At 69.5% G+C, this 18,040-nt stretch carries 17 protein-coding genes; 5 read left to right on the top strand and 12 right to left on the bottom strand.

The window, feature by feature from the left end; genetic code table 11:
* Positions 1-86 precede the first annotated feature (86 nt).
* Positions 87-257 (bottom strand): hypothetical protein, encoded by a 171-nt coding sequence (locus G3M62_RS22185; protein WP_165190713.1) that lies wholly within the window; start codon positions 255-257, stop codon positions 87-89.
* Positions 258-467: 210 nt separating this feature from the next.
* Here G3M62_RS22185 and purD point away from each other — a divergent pair, with 210 nt between their 5' ends.
* Together purD and G3M62_RS22175 are read left to right on the top strand one after the other, a co-directional pair.
* On the top strand, positions 468-1,754 hold the full coding sequence (purD, locus tag G3M62_RS22180) for a phosphoribosylamine--glycine ligase (protein WP_165190712.1): 1,287 nt from the start codon (positions 468-470) through the stop codon (positions 1,752-1,754).
* A 126-nt stretch (positions 1,755-1,880) separates the two neighbouring features.
* Entirely contained in the window at positions 1,881-2,960 is a 1,080-nt protein-coding gene (locus tag G3M62_RS22175; protein WP_165190711.1) for a phosphotransferase, read from the top strand.
* Between the two features lie 131 nt (positions 2,961-3,091).
* Here the strand turns inward: G3M62_RS22175 and lpxK are convergent, their stop codons facing one another.
* The 5 genes from lpxK to G3M62_RS22150 form a co-directional block, all read right to left on the bottom strand.
* Positions 3,092-4,099, bottom strand: a complete 1,008-nt coding sequence (gene lpxK / locus G3M62_RS22170; protein WP_165190710.1) for a tetraacyldisaccharide 4'-kinase — start codon at positions 4,097-4,099, stop codon at positions 3,092-3,094.
* Positions 4,096-5,364, bottom strand: coding sequence for a 3-deoxy-D-manno-octulosonic acid transferase (locus G3M62_RS22165; RefSeq protein WP_246263382.1), 1,269 nt, complete (start codon positions 5,362-5,364; stop codon positions 4,096-4,098). The genes lpxK and G3M62_RS22165 overlap by 4 nt, the downstream gene beginning before the upstream one ends.
* Complete coding sequence (locus tag G3M62_RS22160) at positions 5,361-6,374, bottom strand: cation diffusion facilitator family transporter (protein WP_165190709.1); 1,014 nt, start codon at positions 6,372-6,374, stop codon at positions 5,361-5,363. The genes G3M62_RS22165 and G3M62_RS22160 overlap by 4 nt, the downstream gene beginning before the upstream one ends.
* 199 nt (positions 6,375-6,573) lie before the next feature.
* Complete coding sequence (locus G3M62_RS22155; protein WP_165190708.1) at positions 6,574-7,287, bottom strand: lysophospholipid acyltransferase family protein; 714 nt, start codon at positions 7,285-7,287, stop codon at positions 6,574-6,576.
* Positions 7,284-9,062, bottom strand: coding sequence for an ABC transporter ATP-binding protein (locus tag G3M62_RS22150; protein WP_165190707.1), 1,779 nt, complete (start codon positions 9,060-9,062; stop codon positions 7,284-7,286). The genes G3M62_RS22155 and G3M62_RS22150 overlap by 4 nt, the downstream gene beginning before the upstream one ends.
* 136 nt (positions 9,063-9,198) lie before the next feature.
* Here G3M62_RS22150 and G3M62_RS22145 point away from each other — a divergent pair, with 136 nt between their 5' ends.
* Positions 9,199-9,864 carry a fused DSP-PTPase phosphatase/NAD kinase-like protein gene (locus tag G3M62_RS22145; protein ID WP_165190706.1) on the top strand — a complete coding sequence of 222 codons (666 nt, stop codon included), beginning with the start codon at positions 9,199-9,201 and terminating at the stop codon, positions 9,862-9,864.
* A gap of 150 nt (positions 9,865-10,014) precedes the next feature.
* Here G3M62_RS22145 and G3M62_RS22140 read toward each other — a convergent pair whose 3' ends face one another.
* The 6 genes from G3M62_RS22140 to folE all read right to left on the bottom strand — a co-directional run bounded on the left by G3M62_RS22140 (position 10,015) and on the right by folE (position 15,601).
* Positions 10,015-10,239 carry a DUF4170 domain-containing protein gene (locus G3M62_RS22140; RefSeq protein WP_165190705.1) on the bottom strand — a complete coding sequence of 75 codons (225 nt, stop codon included), beginning with the start codon at positions 10,237-10,239 and terminating at the stop codon, positions 10,015-10,017.
* Between the two features lie 30 nt (positions 10,240-10,269).
* The gene (locus G3M62_RS22135; RefSeq protein WP_165190704.1) at positions 10,270-11,049 is read right to left on the bottom strand and encodes a 3'(2'),5'-bisphosphate nucleotidase CysQ; all 780 of its coding nucleotides are present in this window, start codon (positions 11,047-11,049) and stop codon (positions 10,270-10,272) included.
* Positions 11,046-12,377 carry a TldD/PmbA family protein gene (locus G3M62_RS22130; RefSeq protein ID WP_165190703.1) on the bottom strand — a complete coding sequence of 444 codons (1,332 nt, stop codon included), beginning with the start codon at positions 12,375-12,377 and terminating at the stop codon, positions 11,046-11,048. The genes G3M62_RS22135 and G3M62_RS22130 overlap by 4 nt, the downstream gene beginning before the upstream one ends.
* 53 nt (positions 12,378-12,430) lie before the next feature.
* Positions 12,431-12,832, bottom strand: a complete 402-nt coding sequence (locus G3M62_RS22125; RefSeq protein ID WP_165190702.1) for an MAPEG family protein — start codon at positions 12,830-12,832, stop codon at positions 12,431-12,433.
* Between the two features lie 133 nt (positions 12,833-12,965).
* Positions 12,966-14,795: a M14 family metallopeptidase gene (locus G3M62_RS22120; protein WP_165190701.1), complete on the bottom strand. Its 1,830-nt coding sequence runs from the start codon at positions 14,793-14,795 to the stop codon at positions 12,966-12,968.
* Positions 14,796-14,944: 149 nt separating this feature from the next.
* Positions 14,945-15,601 carry a GTP cyclohydrolase I FolE gene (gene folE / locus G3M62_RS22115; RefSeq protein ID WP_165190700.1) on the bottom strand — a complete coding sequence of 219 codons (657 nt, stop codon included), beginning with the start codon at positions 15,599-15,601 and terminating at the stop codon, positions 14,945-14,947.
* Positions 15,602-15,798: 197 nt separating this feature from the next.
* Between folE and cysS the strand changes: the two genes are divergently transcribed.
* Complete coding sequence (gene cysS, locus G3M62_RS22110; protein WP_165190699.1) at positions 15,799-17,187, top strand: cysteine--tRNA ligase; 1,389 nt, start codon at positions 15,799-15,801, stop codon at positions 17,185-17,187.
* 5 nt (positions 17,188-17,192) lie between these two features.
* Positions 17,193-17,954 (top strand): 3-oxoacyl-ACP reductase, encoded by a 762-nt coding sequence (locus G3M62_RS22105; protein WP_165190698.1) that lies wholly within the window; start codon positions 17,193-17,195, stop codon positions 17,952-17,954.
* Positions 17,955-18,040 lie beyond the last annotated feature (86 nt).

Here is an 18,040-nt window from a genome sequence, read left to right as displayed (position 1 = left end):
GAATCGCGACAGCCCCGGCCGAGAGGTCGGGGCTGTTGGCGTTTGGGGGACACACGCATGCGTATGTCCCCATTTGTTGTCGTGACCTACCCCTTGGGCGCGAGATCCGGCCGTGAGGCCAGGAAGGCCGCCCGTTCCTCGTCGGTCAGCACCTTGGCGCTCTTGCGCCGGGCCACCTTCGGAGTGGGGCGGGCATAGGCGCCGGCCGGCTCCGCCGACGGCTTCAGGTCGCTCAGGCGCTTGATCGGAGGCTTCATGGATTTCCCCAAACCGGCGACGCCGGACGCGGTGAGACTAGGCGATGGCCGATGACGAACACATGACCACTCCCACGCCGCGTTGGAAAGCCGCCGGCCGGGGACGTGCGCTCCAGCCGGCGTAGCGGATCGTCATGGCGTGTCCGGCGGGGCGCCGCCTCGGTCCCGCGGCCTTGACCCGGCGCGGTTGCCGCGCGACACCCCGGCCTCATGGAAAAGCTGAACATCCTCCTCGTCGGGTCCGGCGGTCGTGAACACGCCCTGGCCTGGAAGATCGCCCAGTCGCCGCTGTGCGGCCGCCTTGTCGCCGCCCCGGGCAATCCGGGCATCGAGCAGGTCGCCGAACTGCGGGCGGTGAAGGTCCTCGACGTGGCGGGGCTGGTGGCCCTGGCCCAGGAGATCGCCGCCGATCTCGTCGTGGTCGGCCCGGAATCGGCGCTGGAGGTCGGTCTGGCCGACGAACTGGCCAAGGTCGGCATCCCCTGTTTCGGCGGCAGCGCCCAGGCCGCGCGGCTGGAGACCTCCAAGGCCTTCACCAAGGACTTCTGCGCCCGCCACGGCCTGCCGACGGCGGCCTATGGCGTGTTCACCGACGCGGCCTCGGCCGGCACGTTCCTGGACACCCTGGACGCGCCGTTCGTGATCAAGGCCGACGGCCTGGCGGCCGGCAAGGGCGTGGTGATCGCCGCGACGCGCGCCGAGGCGGACGCCGCCGTGCTGGACATGCTGGGCGGCCGTTTCGGCTCGGCCGGGGCGCGGGTGGTGATCGAGGAGTTCATGCACGGCGAGGAGGCCTCCCTCTTCGCGATCTGCGACGGCAAGACCGCCGTGCTGTTCGGCGCCGCCCAGGATCACAAGCGGGCCTATAATGGCGACGAGGGTCCCAACACCGGCGGCATGGGCACCTATTCGCCGCCGCCCGTCCTGACCGACGCCCTGATCGAGCAGGCCTGGCGCGAGCTGGTGGTTCCCACCGTCGAGGGCATGGCCGCCGAGGGCTGCCCCTATGTGGGCGTGCTCTATGCCGGCCTGATGCTGACGCCCACGGGGCCGAAGCTGGTCGAGTACAACGCCCGCTTCGGCGATCCCGAATGCCAGACGCTGATGCTGCGGCTGGAAAGCGATCTGGTGCCGATCCTGCTGGCCGCCGCCAAGGGCGAGCTGGCCTCGGCCGACAAGCCGGTCTGGCGCGACGAGGCGGCGATCTGCGTCGTCCTGGCCGCCGAGGGCTATCCCGACGCGCCCAAGACCGGCGGCCGGATCCTGGGCGCCGACGCCGACTTCGGCGGCGAGGCCGTGATCTTCCACGCCGGCACGGCCCGCGAGTTCGAGGGCCGCCTAGTCGCCGCCGGCGGCCGGGTGCTGAACGTCTGCGCCCTGGGGGCGACGCTGCACGAAGCCCGCGACGTGGCCTATGCGGCCCTGGGCACGGTGTCGCTGGAGGGCGGGTTCTATCGCTCCGACATCGGCTGGCGGGCGCTGAGCCAGCACGCGTAGGCGTCGAGATACGGTTGGGGACAGGCACATGTGTCTGTCCCCGTCCCGCGCACGGCGCCATCGAAGCTTGCGCCCTACGCCCCACCCTCTAAACTCCCTTTCAAACAAGCGTTGGGGAGTAAGCGCATGGCCGCCGCCGAACAGTCCGCCCAGGATCTGAATTCCGGAACCAAGCCCGTCGACCCGCGCCACGCCATTGACGAGGCCAGGCTGGCGAGCTGGCTGGAAGCGAACGTCGAAGGCTATGCCGGCCCGCTGGAGGTGCGGCAGTTCAAGGGCGGCCAGTCCAACCCGACCTATCAGCTGGTCACGCCGGCCAAGAAGTATGTCCTGCGCCGCAAGCCGCCGGGCAAGCTGCTGCCCAGCGCCCACGCCGTCGACCGCGAGTTCAAGGTGATCTCGGGCCTCAACAAGGCCGATTTCCCCGTCGCCAAGGCCTACGCCCTGTGCATGGACGAGGAGGTGATCGGCACGATCTTCTACGTGATGGACAATGTGGAAGGCCGGATCCTGTGGGACGGCACCTTGCCCGACTACGCGCCCGCCGAGCGCCGGGCGATCTACGAGGCCGAGATCGCCACCCTGGCCGCCCTGCACAATGTCGACTACGCCGCCGTCGGCCTGGCCGACTACGGCAAGCCGGGCAACTACTTCGCCCGCCAGATCGACCGCTGGACCAAGCAGTACAAGGCGTCCGAGACCAGGACGATCGAGGACATGGACCGCCTGATCGAATTCCTGCCGGCCAGCTGTCCCGCCGATGAGATGACCTCGATCGTCCATGGCGACTATCGGCTGGACAACATGATCCTGCACGCCACCGAGCCGCGCGTGGTGGCGGTGCTGGACTGGGAACTGTCGACCCTGGGCAATCCGCTGGCCGACTTCAGCTACTTCCTGATGAACTGGGTGATGCCGTCCGACCAGCGCGGCGGCCTGGCCGAGATCTCGGACCTGACGGCCTATGGCGTGCCGACCATTCCGGAGGCGGTGGCGCAATACTGCAAGCTGACCGGCCGCGATGGTTTGCCGAACCTGGACTGGTATTTCAGCTACAACCTCTTCCGGCTGGCGGGGATCTGCCAGGGGATCGTCGGGCGGGTCCGGGATGGGACGGCGGCCAGCGCCCATGCCGAGATCATGGAGGCGCGGGTGCCGGTGCTGGCGCGAGGCGCCTGGGAGTTCGCGAAGAAGGCGGGGGCCTAGGCGGCGAACACTTGCCCCCTACGGATCGCTTCGCGATCGTCTTCCCCCACAGGGGGAAGAGGCTGCGCGTTTCGTCCTCCGCCCCCTGTGGGGGCGGACAGGCGGCGAAGCCGCCAGGTGGGGGCAAGTGACTACAACCCCACGCTCTCCAGCACCGCCGCCAGCACGTGCTCTTCCTCGAACCGCGCCCGCACCGGCCAGGCCGTGACCTTGTCCCGCCAGGCCTGGGGCAGTCGCACCCAGTCCTTCTCGGTCGTCACCAGGCCGGCGCTGTAGGTCGCGGCGCGGTCGGCCAAAAACTGCAGCGTCGCCTCGTCATAGTCGCCATGATCGGGATAGGGCGCGAAGTCGACCAAGTGGCAGCCGGCGGCCTTGAGGGCGCGTTCGACCTTCCAGGGCTTGCCGATGCCGGCGAAGCCGACCTGGCGGCCCTTGGGCGGCGGGACGGCGGGCTCCAGCCGGGCGATCAGCACCGGGGTGTCTCCGAACAGCGCCAGCAGCGCCGGATCGGCGGCCGGCAGGTCGTCGGGCAGCAGCACGATCACCGCGTCGGTGCGGGCCAGGCTGACGGCCAGCGGCTCGCGCATCGGGCCGGCGGGGAACACCTTGCCGTCGCCGAACGGCCACTCGTCGTCGCGGGTCTCGCCGTCGACCACCACCAGCGACAGGGTCTTGCGCAGGTCGGGGTTCTGGTGGCCGTCGTCCATGACCACCACCTCGGCCCCGTTGGCGGCGGCCTTGCGCGCGCCCAGCACCCGGTCGCGCGACACCCACATCGGAAAGTCCTGGGCCAGCATCAGCGGCTCGTCGCCGACGTCGCGGGCGGTGTGGCGCGCCAGGTCGACCCGCACCGGCCCCTTCAGCTTGCCGCCATAGCCGCGCGACAGGCCGTGGGCGCGGCGGCCCCGCTGGGTCAGGGTCAGCAGCAGTTCGCGGACGATCGGCGTCTTGCCCACCCCGCCGACCGTGAAATTGCCGACGCAGATCACCGCGCAGTCGGCGCCGCGCGGCTGGGTGCGGGCGATGCGCCGGGCGGTCTGGGCGGCCCAGATCCACGACAGCGGCGTCAACAGCAGACGCGTGATGGGGCTGGGGGCGCCGTCGCGGCGATACCACCAGCGCGGGGTGGCCAGCTTCATGGCGCGACCTCCGCGTCGAGCAGGGCGATGATGCGGTCCAGGCCCGCCCGAGCCTCGGCGTCGCGCTGGGCGGTGAAGACCCGGGCGCGTCCGGCCTGCGAGCTCAGCGCCGCCGGCTCGGCCAGCAGGCCGGCCAGGCGCTCGCCCAGCACCGAGGCGTCGGCGAAGGCCGCGCCGTCGGCGTCGCGCAGGTCGGCATAGGCGGTCAGCCAGTTCTCGACGTGGGGGCCGGAGACGATCGGGCAGTCCAGGCGCGCCGGCTCCAGCGGGTTGTGGCCGCCGATCCCCGGCACGAAACTGCCGGCGATCAGGGCGAGATCCGCCAGGCGGTACCAGAGGCCCAGCTCGCCCAGGGTGTCGGCGACGATCACCTCGGCGGAGTCGTCGGGCTCGCGGCTGCGCAAGGATACCGTGGCGCCGGTCGCCAGGGCGAGGTCGGCGACGGCGGGGCCGCGCTCCGGATGGCGCGGAACGATCACCAGATGCGGGCGGCTGGGCAGGGCGCGCCAGGCGTCCAGCACGATCTCGTCCTCGCCCGGATGGGTGCTGGCGGCCAGCAGCACCGGCCGGTCGCTGAGGCGCACGCGCAGGCTGGTCAGGGCCGCGGCGTCGACCGGCAGCGGGTCCGAGCCGAACTTCAGGTCGGCCTCGCCGGCCACGACCCCGCCCAGGCTGGACAGCCGCTCGGCCGCGCGGCCGTCCTGGGCCAGAATCAGGTCGAAGCCGCTGAACAGCTCATAGGCCGCGAACGGCCGGGCCCGCCAGCCGGCGTAGCTCTTGTCCGACAGCTTGGCCGAGACCAGGGCCAGTTTCACGCCGCGCGCCTTGGCGACCAGCAGCAGGTTGGGCCAGAGTTCGCTCTCGACGAAGACGGCCAGGTCGGGTCGCCAGTGGTCGAGGAACCGCTTGGCGCCGCCGGGCGTGTCGACCGGCGCGAACTGGTGGATCGCCCCGGGCGGCAGGCGGCGGGCCAGCAGCTGCGCCGAGGTGACGGTGCCCGAGGTCACCAGCACGGCGACGTCGGGGCGCTCGATCCGCAGGCGCTCGACCAGGGGCAGGATCGACAGGCTCTCGCCGACGCTGGCCCCGTGCAGCCAGACCAGCCGGCCTTCAGGACGGGAAGTCTTGGGCCGACCCAGGCGCTCGTGCAGCCGCGCACGGTCCTCCTTGCCGGCCTTGGCGCGGCGGGAAAGGATCAGCGGCGCGAACGGCTCCAGCGCGGTGGTGGCCGCGCGGTACAGCGCCAGGGATAGGGGAAGACTCACACCGCGTCCGCGCCGGCCAGGTGGCAGGTGGCCACGCCCCCGCTCTCCACCTGGATGGTGACGTGGCCGATCTTGAAGCGCTTGGACATCTCGCCGCAGATGTCGTGCAGGAACCGGTCGTTGTCGGGATTTTCGGGGCGGACCAGGTGGGCGGTCATGGCCGTCTCGGTGGTGCTCATCGCCCAGATGTGCAGGTCGTGCACCTCGGTGACGCCGGGGCGGGCGGCCAGCCAGTCGCCCACGGCCTTGGGGTCGATGCCGCGCGGGGCGGCGTCCAGGGCCAGGTCCAGGCTGTCGCGCAGCAGGCTCCAGGTGCCCAGCACGATGACGATCACGATGCCCAGGCTGACCACCGGGTCCAGCCACAGCCAGCCGGTGGCCCACATGGCGGCGGCGGCCACCACGACGCCGGCCGAGATGGCGGCGTCGGCGGCCATGTGCAGAAAGGCCCCGCGGATGTTCAGGTCGTCCTTGGAGCCCTTCATGAACATCAGGGCCGTGGCGGTGTTGATGACGATGCCGATGGCCGCGACGATCATCACGGGTCCGGCTTCGATCGGCTGCGGATCGGCGAACCGGCGCACGGCCTCCCAGGCGATGGCGCCCACCGCCACCAGCAGCACCACGGCGTTGGTCAGCGAGGCCAGGATCGTGCCCTTGCGCAGGCCGTAGGTGTGGCGTCCGCCCGGGGCCTTCTTGGCCAGGATCACCGCGCCCCAGGCCATGAACAGGCCCAGCACGTCCGACAGATTGTGCCCGGCGTCGGCCAGCAGGGCCAGCGAGTGGGTCATCAGGCCGGCGATGGTCTCGGCGACCACGAAGCCGATGTTCAGCGTGGCGCCGATCGCGAAGGCGCGGCCGAAGTCCTTGGGGGCGTGGTGGTGACCGCCGGGGCCGTGGTGATGGTGGCCGTGGCCATGGTCGTGATCGTGGGAATGGCCGTGCGCGTGGCCGTGACCATGATCGTGGCCATGGTGGTCGTGGGCGTGGTCGGCGTGATCGTGCGGCATGGGGTCTACATCCCACCAAGGGAGGGGCGGATCAATCGTTCACAATGTGGCTCACCCTCTTGCCCCCACCTGACCGCTTTGCGGTCTGTCCGCCCCCGTAGGGGGCGGAGGCTCCAGAGCCGCCGGCGGAAGCCTCTTCCCCCTTCGGGGGAAGACGACCGCGAAGCGGTCCGTAGGGGGCAAGTGATCGGTGCAGGGCCTAAACCTGATCCGGCTCCAACCCCACCAATACCTCCGCCCGCCGCGTCACCGCCGACAGCTGCGCCGCCCAGTCCTCCACGAGCGCGTCCGGATCATCCCCACGCCCAGCCGACGTCGGCGCGCTCCAGACCATGGCGGCTCTGGCGAAGGGCAGGGGCACGACGGTGCGGTCCCACGAGCCCAGGCGCAGGCACGGCTTGGCGGCCAGGCCCACGAAGATCACCGGGGCGCCGGTCACCCGGGCCAGGGAGGGCGTGCCCTTCTCCATGCGCTCGGCCGGGCCGCGCGGGCCGTCCGGCGTGATGGCGATGCCGCCGCCGTCCTTGACCCACTTGATCATGTCGCGGAAAGCCTGCTCGCCGTGCTTGTTCTTGGCCGGGTCGGTCTTCTTGGTCGACGAGCCGCGAATGGCCGGGAAGCCCAGCTTCTCGACGGTCTGGGCGATGAACTCGCCGTCGGCCGAGCGCGAGATCAGGGCCCGCATGTCCTGGCGGCCGGGGTCCTGCGGCCAGGTCAGCGGCGACATCGGGATGCGCGCGTGCCAGAAGCACAGGATCGCCCCGACCCCGGTCTCGCGCCCCTGGGCCCAGACGGTTTCGGCGTGTTCCTGGCCCTCATGGGTCATGCGCAGGGTGCGGAACACCAGCTTGGAATAGCCGGCGAAGATCGACGACAGGATCGTGATCACCAACGGGGAACGCAGCGGCCTCAAGCGGTGGCCTCCGGCAGTTGGTCCAGATCCTGGGCCTTGGCCAGGCGGGCGTAGAGGCCCTTGTGGCGCACCAGCGAGGCATGGGTTCCGGTCTCGACCACCCGACCCCGGTCGATCACGTAGATGCGGTCCGCGCCCTTCACGGTCGACAGGCGGTGGGCGATCAGGATGGTGGTGCGGCCGGCCATCAGCCGCTCCAGCGCCGCCTGGACCTGGGCCTCGCTCTCGGTGTCCAGGGCGCTGGTGGCCTCGTCCAGCAGCAGGATCGGGGCGTCCTTTAGGAAGGCGCGGGCGATGGCGATGCGCTGGCGCTGGCCGCCCGACAGCCGCGCGCCGGCCTCGCCGACGATGGTGTCGTAGCCCAACGGCAGCTCGGAGATGAAGTCGTGCGCCGCCGCCTGGCGGGCCGCGGCCTCGATCTCGTCCTCGGCGGCGCTGGGCCGGGCGTAGGCGATGTTGGCGCGGATGGTGTCGTCGAACAGGAACGGCTCCTGGGTGACCAGGGCGATGCGGTCGCGCAGGCTGGCCAGGGTCACGCCGCGCACGTCGTGGCCGTCGATGGTCACCGCGCCGGCGGTGACGTCGTAGAAGCGCGGGATCAGATTCAGCAGCGAGCTCTTGCCGCCGCCCGAGGGGCCGACCAGGGCGATGGTCTCGCCCCGGCTGGCGGTGATCGACACCTCGTGCAGGGCCGGAGCGTTGTCGCCATAGGCGAAGCTGACGGTCTCGAAGGCGATGGTCGCCTCGCCGGCCGGCAGGACCTTGGCGTCGACGGGGTCGGCGATGGCCGGCTCGACGTCCAGCTGTTCGAACAGGCGGCGGGCGGCGGTCAGGCCCTCGCTGAACACCGTCTGCAGGTTGGCCACCTGGCGCAGCGACTGCAGGGCCATGGCCAGGGCGGCCAGGAAGGCGGTGAACACCCCGGCGGTCATGCCGCCGGTGGTCGCCCGCCAGCCGGCGTAGGCGAAGACGGCCGCGGTGACCAAGGCGCCAAACGCTTCGGTGGCGGGGGCGGCCATGGCCTTGGCGTTGGAGCCCTTGATCAGGTGGCGCTGGCGGCGCTCGACCACGGCGGCCACGCGGCCTTCCTCATAGGCCTCGCGGTTCTCCATCTTGACGATCTTGACCCCGTCCAGGCTCTCCATGATCGCGGTCGACAGGTTGGAGGTTTCGCCCATGGCGCCTTTTGCGGCCTTGGTGGTCTTCCGGGAGAAGCGGCGGATGAACAGGCTGGCCACCGGGCCGACCACCAGCACGCCGCCGGCCAGGATCGGGTCCAGCTGGAACATGACGGCCACCGTGGCGATCACGGTCAGGAACTCGCGGGTGTAGTTGACCACGCCGCTGGTCGCCGCCTCGCGGATCAGGGTGGCGTCATAGAGCATCGACGAGACGTACGAACCTGAGTGGGCGCCGCGCAGCCGGGCCAGGTCCGAGCGCACCAGCTTGCCGAACAGGCGCACCTGCATGTCGCCGACCACGCCGTTGCCGATGTGGTTGATCGAGGTGGTCTGCAGCACCTGGAACAGGCCGCGCGCGATGGCGATCCCCGCGATCAGCAGCGGGATGCGGATGATGGCGCCGGGCTGGGGGTGGCTGATCAGGTGGTCGACGGCGGGCTGCAGCACCTTGGCCAAAGCGCCGCTCAGGGCCGCGACGATGGCGGCGCTGGCGATCGCCGTCGCCAGCCGGTTACGACGCGGCTTGAGGTAGTCGCGCCAGATCCGCGCGGCGAGGGCGCGGTTGCTGGCTTGCGGCGCGGCGGGATCGGTCATGCGGCAGGGGTCGGATTTCGCGCGTTGAGTGTCAACGGCCGTGTGACCTGTCATTGCGGCGGGGGTGCGGCGCTGTGGCTTTTGCATTACAGGGCTGTGGCGCCTATTTAGCCCGCTTCACCGAAGGAACGCCCGCTTGCCCGGCTACGACACGACCACCCGCTGGGGACGGTTCAAGACCTATCTGTCCTACTGGTGGAACGACCACGCCTATCTGCGCCTGGGCTTCAAGAACGACCACTGGATCAGCCCCGAGCTGGTGCGCACCAACCAGCCGTGGCCGCATCAGCTGGCCGAGTGGAAGAAGAAGGGCATCAAGACCGTCATCAACCTGCGCGGCGGGTTCGACGGCAGCTTCTACGCACTGGAGAAATACGCCTGCGATCAGCTGGGCCTGAAGATGGTCGACTTCGTGATCACCTCGCGCGAGGTTCCGATCAAGGAGCGGGTGCTGGGCGCGCGCGACCTGTTCGAGAGCATCGAATATCCGGCCCTGATGCACTGCAAGTCCGGCGCGGACCGGGCGGGCATCATGAGCGTGCTCTACTGCCACTACCGCCTGGGCCTGCCGATCGAGGAGGCCGTCGAGCAGCTGTCGTTCAAGTACCTGCACATCAAGCAGGGCAAGACCGGCGTGCTGGACTACACCTTCGAGCGCTACCTGACCGACGCCGCCCCCAAGGGCCTGACCTTCACCCAGTGGGTGGAGAGCCCCGACTACGACCCCGTGAAGATCAAGGCCGACTTCCGGGCCGGGATGATCGGCGGGATCGTGACGGAAGGGATCTTGCGGCGGGAGTAGGAAAAAGCCTCCCCCTGTGGGGGAGGCGATCGCGTAGCGATCGGTGGGGGGAGTTATGGGATCGTCGATCCGGGCGCGGTTGTCCGCCGATCACTCCCCCCTCCGTCGGCTTCGCCGACACCTCCCCCACAGGGGGAGGCTTTAGGACGCCTAGTCCAGGCTAGGATCCAGCAGCTTGTGCGCGTGGATAATGAAGTACCGCGCATGGGCGTTGTCGACGGTGGCCTGAGCCTTGGCCTTCCAGGCGGCGTGGGCTTCGGCGTAGCTGGCGTAGGCGCCGACGAATTCGACCTGGGACAGGTCGCGGAATTCGATATCGGAAACGTTCTTCAGTTCACCGCCGATCACGAGGTGAAGAAGCTGCTTGTCGCTCATGGCGTGGAATTTCCTGCGCGGAAGTTATCGTTACGGCAGTGCGATATGCCCGACGCGTGACAGGATCAACGGGTGAAGCGCGCGATTGGCGCAAACCACGCTCGGAAGCAGCGGATTCGCGCGATTATAGGTGAAGGTCCGGCCCAGATGGTCGGTCAAGGCGGCGCCGGCCTCGGCGCAGATCAGGTCGGCGGCGGCCAGGTCCCACTCGTTCTTGGACGACAGGGCGATGGCCGCGTCGAAGGCCCCGGCGGCCACCAGGCACAGGCGATAGGCGATCGAGTTGCGGCTCTCCACCCGCATGGGCGGCCAGGGCGTGGGCCAAGACGGATGCACGAACATCCGGGCGTCGCCCAGCATGGCGGCGTCTTCGAGATCCTCCGTGTCGCTGGGACTGATCGGCGCCCCGTTCAGGGTCGCGCCGCCGCCCAGGGTGGCGACATAGGTCTCGTCCAGGGCCGGGGCGTGGACCACGCCGGCGATCGGGCGGCCGTTCTCGACCACGGCGATCGACACGGCGAACCAGGGCTTGCCCTTCAGATAGGCGGCGGTGCCGTCGATCGGGTCGACCACGAACTGGCGGGTGGTGGAAAGGCGCGCGGGATCGTCGGCGGTCTCTTCCGACAGCCAGCCATAGTCGGGCCGGGCCGCGCCCAGGCGGTCCTTCAGCAGGGCGTCCACCGCCAGGTCAGCGTCGGTGACCGGCGAGCCGCCGTCCTTGGACCAGATCTTCAAGCCGCCCTCGCGGGCCGAGAGCGCCAGGGCCCCGGCTTCGCGGGCGGCCGTCAGGATCAGGTCGAGATCGCTCATTTGCCGGCGATCGCCAGGGCGTCGACCAGCAGGGACGGGCTGTTGCTGGCGCCCCGGATCTCCAGGTCCGAGCCGGGAACCAGGCGGGCGTAGATGTCGATCAGGTTGCCGGCCACGGTGATCTCGGTGACCGGACCGGTCGAGACGCCGTTCTCGAACCAGAATCCCGAGCAGCCCACCGACCAGTCGCCGGTGTTGCCGTTCAGCGAGGGGCCGAACATCGAGGTGACCAGCAGGCCCGTGCCCGCAACGGCCATCAGGCCGGCCAGATCGCGTTCGCCGGGCTGCATCGTCAGGTTATGGGTCGAGACGCCCGACGGGCCAGCGAGGCCCCGCGAGGCGTGGCCGGTGCTCTGCAGGCCCAGCTGCTTGGCCGAGCTGATGTTCATCAGCCAGGTGGTCAGCACGCCGTCGTCGATCAGGGCGCGGGCTTCGCAGGCCACGCCCTCGTCGTCGAACGGGGCCGAGCCCAGGCCGCGCACCCGGAACGGGTCGTCCAGCAGATTGACGCCCTCGGCGAAGATCCGCTGGCCCAGCTTGTCCTTCAGGAACGAGGTTCCTCGGGCGATCGACGGGCCCGAGATCGCGCCGATCAGCGGGCTGATCAGCGACATGGCCAGGCGGTTCTCGAAGATCACCGGGGCGGTGGTCGAGTCGATCTTGCGCGGGTTCAGCTTGGCCACGGCCAGCTCGCCGGCCTTGGTCCCGATGGCCGTGGGCGAGGGCAGGTCGGCGGCGTGGCGGGTTGAGCGGCCTTCGCCGCCACGTTCCATGCTCGCGCCTTCACCGGCGATGGCCGAGGCCGAGACGCCGAAACCGCTGGCCTGGTGCAGGCCGGAGAAGCCTTCGCTGGTGACCAGCCGCCAGGTCGAGGCGCTCCACGACGACGAGCCGCCGTCGGAATTGGTCACGCCCTCGACGGCGCGGGCGGCGGCCTCGGCCTCTCGGGCCTGGGCCTCCAGGGTTTCGGCCGAAGGTTCGGTGGGATCGAAGAGATCGAGGTCGCGGAACGGCCCGCGCGCCAGGCGCTCGGCGGGGGCCAGGGCGGCGTAGGGATCCTCGGGGGCCAGGCGGGCCATGGCCACGGCGCGGTCGATCAGCTTGGCGCGGCCCTCGGCCGAGATGTCCGAGCCGGAGACCGTGGCGCTCTGCTTGCCGATGAAGACCCGCAGGCCGATGTCGCGGGATTCCTCGCGCTCGACCTCCTCCAGTTCGCCCAGGCGGACGCCGACGGAGAGGGATTGGCGCTGCGCGAACACGGCTTCGGCGGCGTCGGCGCCAGCGGTCCGCGCGGCGGCGAGCACGTCATGCAACAGGTTTTCGTCCATGCGGTCTTATGGACGACGGGGAAGGCCGGGGGCAAGCGGCCCGCGCCACGAACCTAGCCGATCGCGTAGAACAGCAGGGCCACCGCGCCGAAGATGTAGGCCACCCAGGTGCCGATCATGCCCAGCGACCGCGAGATCGAGGCGCCGCCGCTGTTGGACAGGCCCACGGCGTGGATCAGCCGGCCGGCGAACAGCACCAGCCCGACCACGTGGATCGCCAGCGGCGGGGCGGCGACCACGGCCAGGGCCAGGATCAGCGCCAGGCCGCCGGGCACGTACTCGCTGGCGTTGCCGAAGGCGCGGATGGCGCGGGCCAGTTCGGGAATGCCTTCATCCCCCAGGGCGACCTTGTGCTTTTGTCGCAGGCGCACGACCAGCAGCGACAGGGTCAGCAGGAGCAGCACGTGCAGCCCCACCCACAGGGCGGCGGCGTGGCCGGAAGCGATGGTGTCCATCGGGGCGTCACTCGTGAAACTAGTCGAACGTGGGCCGCATAAGGGTCAGCGTTCGCGCGAGCTGGCAAGATCGATCGTCGGAGAGGCGACTAGCCAGGTCGTGGCGGGGGCGAGTGTGTGTCCCCTGAGCGCCCTACAGCTCTCGACCGACCGGATAGAGCTTGTAGTGGTCGTCGTAGTACGGCGTGCGCTGGTAGAACCAGCCCAGCCGCGCGTCGGGATCGGCGGCGAATTTCGGATCCGCCGCCAGCTTGGCCTCGAACTCGGCTTTCAGCTTGGGATCGGCGGCCAGCATCTTCTCGGCCAGCGGGGCCAGGGCGTAGCCCTCGATATATTCCACGCGCTGCAGCACTTCGGGGAACATGCCCCAGGCGAAGAAGCTCTCGTCGCTTTCGGGCTCCAGCAGCAGGGTCACCAGTTCACCCAGCGGCTGGTCGGTCGCGATCCGCACCGAGCCGGCGGGCCAGGTCACCGAGCGGGTCTCGTGGGTGACCGGGCCGGCGGCGATCTCGACATGGCCCTCGCTGGCGTGGGTGGCGATCTTCGGCGCGGTGAAGCGGATCATGTCGACTGACACGGTTCTGGGCGCGGTCAAGGTTTCCATCGCCACGCCGTGGACGCGCAGGCGCTCGATGACGTCGGGCTTGGCCGAGGAGATCCAGTAGGCCTTGGCCGGGATCAACTTCAGGGTCGGTTCGGCCGCGTAGAGCGGCAGCGACCAGGGCGTGGGATCGGGCTTGCCCAGCCAGCGCACCTCCTTGCCGCCGGTGGCGGGGGAGTCGTAGGTTTCGTACTGAACGCCCAGGAAGCTGACGGTGCGCAGCGGCTTGCCGCCGCCGCCGCCGAAGCCGGTGCCGAAATTGGCCTCGATCACGGCCGGACGCTGGGCGCGGTCGGCCGCCTCGGCGGCGCGCAGGGCGGCGCCGTCGCGGGCCAGCAGCTTCAGGCTCTCCTCCAGCAGCACATAGGTGCCCAGCACCCGCTGGCGGTAGGGCTTGAGGGAATGGTTTTCGACCAGCACCGTGGCGATGCGGGCCACGTCGCCATAGCCGTTGGAATAGCGCAGCGAGGCCGGCGAGGCGCCCAGGCCCTTCTTGGGGTCACGGTCGTCCAGGGCGAAGACCAACTGGCCGGGGATATGCCCCGCCGCCTTCAGCCCAGCCTGGGTGGCCGGCAGGTAGGCGTTGTCGAGCCAGGCGCTGGTGGCCTTGGAGCGCGCGAAGTCGCCCAGGTAGCCGGCCCAGCCGTAGGTGATGTCGTACTGGTAGTCCTCGCCGTCGGTGACGTGGATGTCCACGTAGAGGTCGGGTTTGACGCGATTGATCAGGCCGATCATCGCCCGCATCTCCGGCGCGTCCAGCTTGCCGTAGTCGCGGTTCAGATTGAGGTTCTGGGCGGTGTGCCGCCAGCCCTGGACGACCGGGCCGCGCTGGTTGGGGCGGCTGTAGGGACTGGCGCGCTCGTGGCCGTCGACGCTGAAGATCGGCACGAAGACCAGGTTGACCTTGTCGAGCAGCGCGTCCTTGCCGTGGAACGCGATGTCCCGAAGCAGCATCATGCCGGCGTCCTTGCCGTCGATCTCGCCCGGGTGGATGCCGGCCTGGACCAGCAGCATGGGCTTGGCCGGATCGAACTTGGCGCCGTCCTTGGAGACGTAGAGCACTAGCAGGTCGCGGCCCTCGGGCGACGTGCCGAAGGTTTCCATGCGGATCAGCGGCGAGGCCGCGTCCAGCTTTTCCAGCCAGGCGCGGGTGTCGGCGTAGTTGGGCGAGGCGGTCAGGCCGGTCAGCTCCGACGGCGTGATCCACGGGTCCGACGGCTTGGCGATCAGCTTCTCGCTGGCCCCGTGCCAGGGCAACGTGGGGGGAAGGATCTCGCCTTCCCAGGGAGCTTTCGGAGTCTGCGCCATGGTGATGCCCGCTGTCATCGCGACGGCCAGGGCCGCCAGACACGTCTTCAACATCTCAAACGCCCCGACTTTCCTTGGCCCGAACCTCGTCCTTCGACAAGCTCAGGATGAGGTTCTAGTGAAGCGCCCGGGAAATCGCCACCGCCAGCCTTCGTCCTCATCCTGAGCTTGTCGAAGGACGAGGACGACGCACCGCGTTGACCCTATTTTCGCGTCACCAGGTCCATGAACCGCTGCTGCAGGACCTTGTCGGTCTTGAACACGCCGCGGAACTGGGTGGTGATCGTCGAGACGTCGTGGTGGTGGACGCCGCGGGTCGACATGCATTGGTGCTCGGCGTCGATCAGCACGGCCACGCCGGCCGCCGACAGGTGATCCTCGATCGAGTCGGCGATCTGCATGGTCATGGTCTCCTGGGTCTGGAGACGCTTGGCGAAGATCTCGACCAGCCGGGCCAGTTTCGACAGGCCCACGACCTTGCCGGTCGGCATGTAGGCCACCCAGGCCTTGCCCAGGAACGGCGCCATGTGGTGCTCGCAGTGGCTCTGCACGTCGATGCCGCGCAGCATGACCATATCGTCATAGCCCTGCACATCTTCGAAGGTGCGCGACAGCTCGTGAGCCGGATCGCCGCCGTAGCCGGCGAACCACTCGCCATAGGCGTCGACCACGCGCTGGGGCGTGTCGAGCAGGCCTTCGCGGTCGGGATTGTCGCCGGCCCAGGCCAGCAGGGTGCGCACGGCGGCCAGGGCCTCGTCTCGGCTGGGGCGCCAAGAATGGGGGCGCTGGGCGGGTTCAAGATCAAAGCCAGCTTCACTATTGAGGCCGACCAGGGTTCGCTCGCTAGTCCGTGCGTCCATGATGTGGGGAGGGTCTTTCCACGGGCTGAGTTGCGCCGGAACGCCCTTCGTTCCGGAATTACGCGTGCCACCCGTTTGTCGCGTTCACCCTCTGCCCCCTTGTGGATTGGGCGGGTGTCAAAACGCTTGGATAGCTATATGGGAACCCCTGCAAGGCGGGCAACACTCCCGTCACAATATCGGCGACGCGTTTTCCCATGACCATCAAGCTCTACGACACCCTGGCGCGCGAGAAGCGCGACTTCGTTCCCGCCGATCCGAGCCGGGTGACGATGTATGTCTGCGGGCCCACGGTCTACAATCACGCCCACATCGGCAACTTCCGGCCGGTGGTGGCCTTCGACGTGCTGTTCCGCCTGCTGCGCCATGTCTATGGCGAGGACGCGGTGGTCTATGCCCGCAACGTCACCGACGTGGACGACAAGATCAACAAGAAGGCCGCCGACGAGGGCGTGGCGATCAAGGTCATCACCGATCGCTACCTGGCCGCCTATCACCAGGACGCCGATGCGCTGGGCGCCCTGCGTCCGACCCTGGAGCCCAAGGCCACCGAGCACATGGGTCCGATCGTCGAGATGATCGGCAAGCTGATCGACAACGGCAAGGCCTACGCCGCCGAGGGCCACGTGCTGTTCGACACCCAGGCCTTCCCCGACTACGGTCAGCTGTCGGGCCGCGACCTGGACGACATGATCGCCGGCGCGCGGGTCGAGGTCGCGCCCTACAAGCGCCACCCCGCCGATTTCGTGCTGTGGAAGCCTTCCAAGGAGAACGAGCCCGAGTGGGACAGCCCCTGGGGCGCGGGCCGCCCGGGCTGGCACATCGAGTGCTCGGCGATGATCGACAAATCGCTGGGCAAGACGATCGATATCCACGGCGGCGGCATCGACCTGCAGTTCCCTCACCATGAGAACGAGGTGGCCCAGAGCCGCTGCGCCCACGACCTGCCGGTGCTGGCCCGTTATTGGCTGCACAACGGCTTCCTCGACATGTCGGGGGAGAAGATGTCCAAGAGCCTGGGCAATGTGATCATCCCGCACGAACTGCTGGAGACCACGCCGGGCGAGGTGATCCGCTGGGCGCTGCTGTCGGGCCACTACCGCCAGCCGCTGGACTGGACGCCGGAACTGGTCGAGCAGAGCAAGAAGGCGCTGGACCGGCTGTACGGCGCCTTGCGTCGCGCCAAGAGCGTCGAGGCCGGCGAGTCCGAGCCCTCCGACGACGTGCTGGCCGCCCTGACGGACGACCTCAACACGCCGCTGGCGGTGTCGGGCTTCTTCGAGCTGTCCAGCGCCATCGAGCGCGCGGTGACGGCGGGCGACGAGCCGGCGATCACGGCCAACAAGGGCCGGTTGCTGGCCTCGGCCGGCTTGCTGGGCTTCCTGCAGGCCGATCCGGACGCCTGGTTCGAGGGCGACGCCGACGACGACCTGAAGGCCAAGGTGGAAGACCTGCTCAAGCGCCGGTTCGACGCCCGGACCGCTAAGGACTGGACCGCCGCCGACGCCATCCGCGCCGAGATCGACGCCCTGGGCGTGGTGGTCATGGACGGTCCGGCGGGCGCCACCTGGCGCATGAAGGACTGATTGGCGTGAACCTGAACGAACAGATCGTCCTGGTCTCCGGCGCCGGCCGGGGCCTGGGCGCCGCCATCGCTCGCGCCTTCGCGGGGCAGGGCGCGTCGGTGGTGATCAACTATCGCCGCAGCGAGGCCGCCGCCCTGGCCCTGGCCGAGGAGCTGGGGCCGAACGCCGTCGCCATCCAGGCCGACGTCAGCGACCGCGAGGACGCCCGCCGGCTGGTCAACGACGCGGCCGAGGCGTTCGGAAGCCACGTGACCACGGTGGTCAACAACGCCTTGGGCGACTTCAGCTTCAACGGCGACGGCCGTCACACCATCCAGTCGATCCCCTGGGAAGACTTCCAGGGCCAGCTGGACGTGTCGCTGCGCGGGGCGCTGAACCTGATCCAGGCCACGGCGCCGGCCATGGAAAACGCCGGCTTCGGCCGCATGATCAACATCGGCACCAACCTGTTCCAAAACCCGGTCGTGCCCTATCACGACTACACCGCCGCCAAGGCCGCCCTGCTGTCGCTGACCCGCACGGCGGCCGCCGACCTCGGTCCCGGCGGGATCACGGTCAACATGCTGTCGGGCGGCCTGCTGCGCACCACCGACGCCAGCGCCGCCACGCCCGAGGCGATCTTCGACCTGATCGCCCAGTCGACCCCGCTGCGCCGCGTGACCACCCCCGCCGAGTTCGCCGACGCGGTGCTGTTCTTCGCCTCGCCCTGGAGCCGGGCGGTCACCGGCCAGAACCTGGTGGTGGATGGCGGCCTGGTTCGGGACTAAATTACACCTATAATAACTCTATGATCCGTTCATCCCGGCGCATGCCGGGACCCAGATCTCTTGGCGGTGTGGATGATTGGAGAGGC

The sequence above is a fragment of the Caulobacter soli genome (assembly GCF_011045195.1).
GTDB lineage: Bacteria > Pseudomonadota > Alphaproteobacteria > Caulobacterales > Caulobacteraceae > Caulobacter > Caulobacter soli.
The sequence above is the reverse complement of the archived record's forward strand: the minus strand, read 5'-3'. Positions and strand labels throughout refer to the sequence as shown.

What these genes read in the sequence shown, in the direction of transcription:
- G3M62_RS22185 (WP_165190713.1), bottom strand. Translation starts at nt 257, where the DNA reads ATGAAGCCTCCGATCAAGCGCCTGAGCGACCTGAAGCCGTCGGCGGAG.
- purD (WP_165190712.1), top strand. Translation starts at nt 468, where the DNA reads ATGGAAAAGCTGAACATCCTCCTCGTCGGGTCCGGCGGTCGTGAACAC.
- G3M62_RS22175 (WP_165190711.1), top strand. Translation starts at nt 1,881, where the DNA reads ATGGCCGCCGCCGAACAGTCCGCCCAGGATCTGAATTCCGGAACCAAG.
- lpxK (WP_165190710.1), bottom strand. Translation starts at nt 4,099, where the DNA reads ATGAAGCTGGCCACCCCGCGCTGGTGGTATCGCCGCGACGGCGCCCCC.
- G3M62_RS22160 (WP_165190709.1), bottom strand. Translation starts at nt 6,374, where the DNA reads ATGCCGCACGATCACGCCGACCACGCCCACGACCACCATGGCCACGAT.
- G3M62_RS22150 (WP_165190707.1), bottom strand. Translation starts at nt 9,062, where the DNA reads ATGACCGATCCCGCCGCGCCGCAAGCCAGCAACCGCGCCCTCGCCGCG.
- G3M62_RS22140 (WP_165190705.1), bottom strand. Translation starts at nt 10,239, where the DNA reads ATGAGCGACAAGCAGCTTCTTCACCTCGTGATCGGCGGTGAACTGAAG.
- G3M62_RS22135 (WP_165190704.1), bottom strand. Translation starts at nt 11,049, where the DNA reads ATGAGCGATCTCGACCTGATCCTGACGGCCGCCCGCGAAGCCGGGGCC.
- G3M62_RS22130 (WP_165190703.1), bottom strand. Translation starts at nt 12,377, where the DNA reads ATGGACGAAAACCTGTTGCATGACGTGCTCGCCGCCGCGCGGACCGCT.
- G3M62_RS22125 (WP_165190702.1), bottom strand. Translation starts at nt 12,832, where the DNA reads ATGGACACCATCGCTTCCGGCCACGCCGCCGCCCTGTGGGTGGGGCTG.
- G3M62_RS22120 (WP_165190701.1), bottom strand. Translation starts at nt 14,795, where the DNA reads ATGTTGAAGACGTGTCTGGCGGCCCTGGCCGTCGCGATGACAGCGGGC.
- folE (WP_165190700.1), bottom strand. Translation starts at nt 15,601, where the DNA reads ATGGACGCACGGACTAGCGAGCGAACCCTGGTCGGCCTCAATAGTGAA.
- cysS (WP_165190699.1), top strand. Translation starts at nt 15,799, where the DNA reads ATGACCATCAAGCTCTACGACACCCTGGCGCGCGAGAAGCGCGACTTC.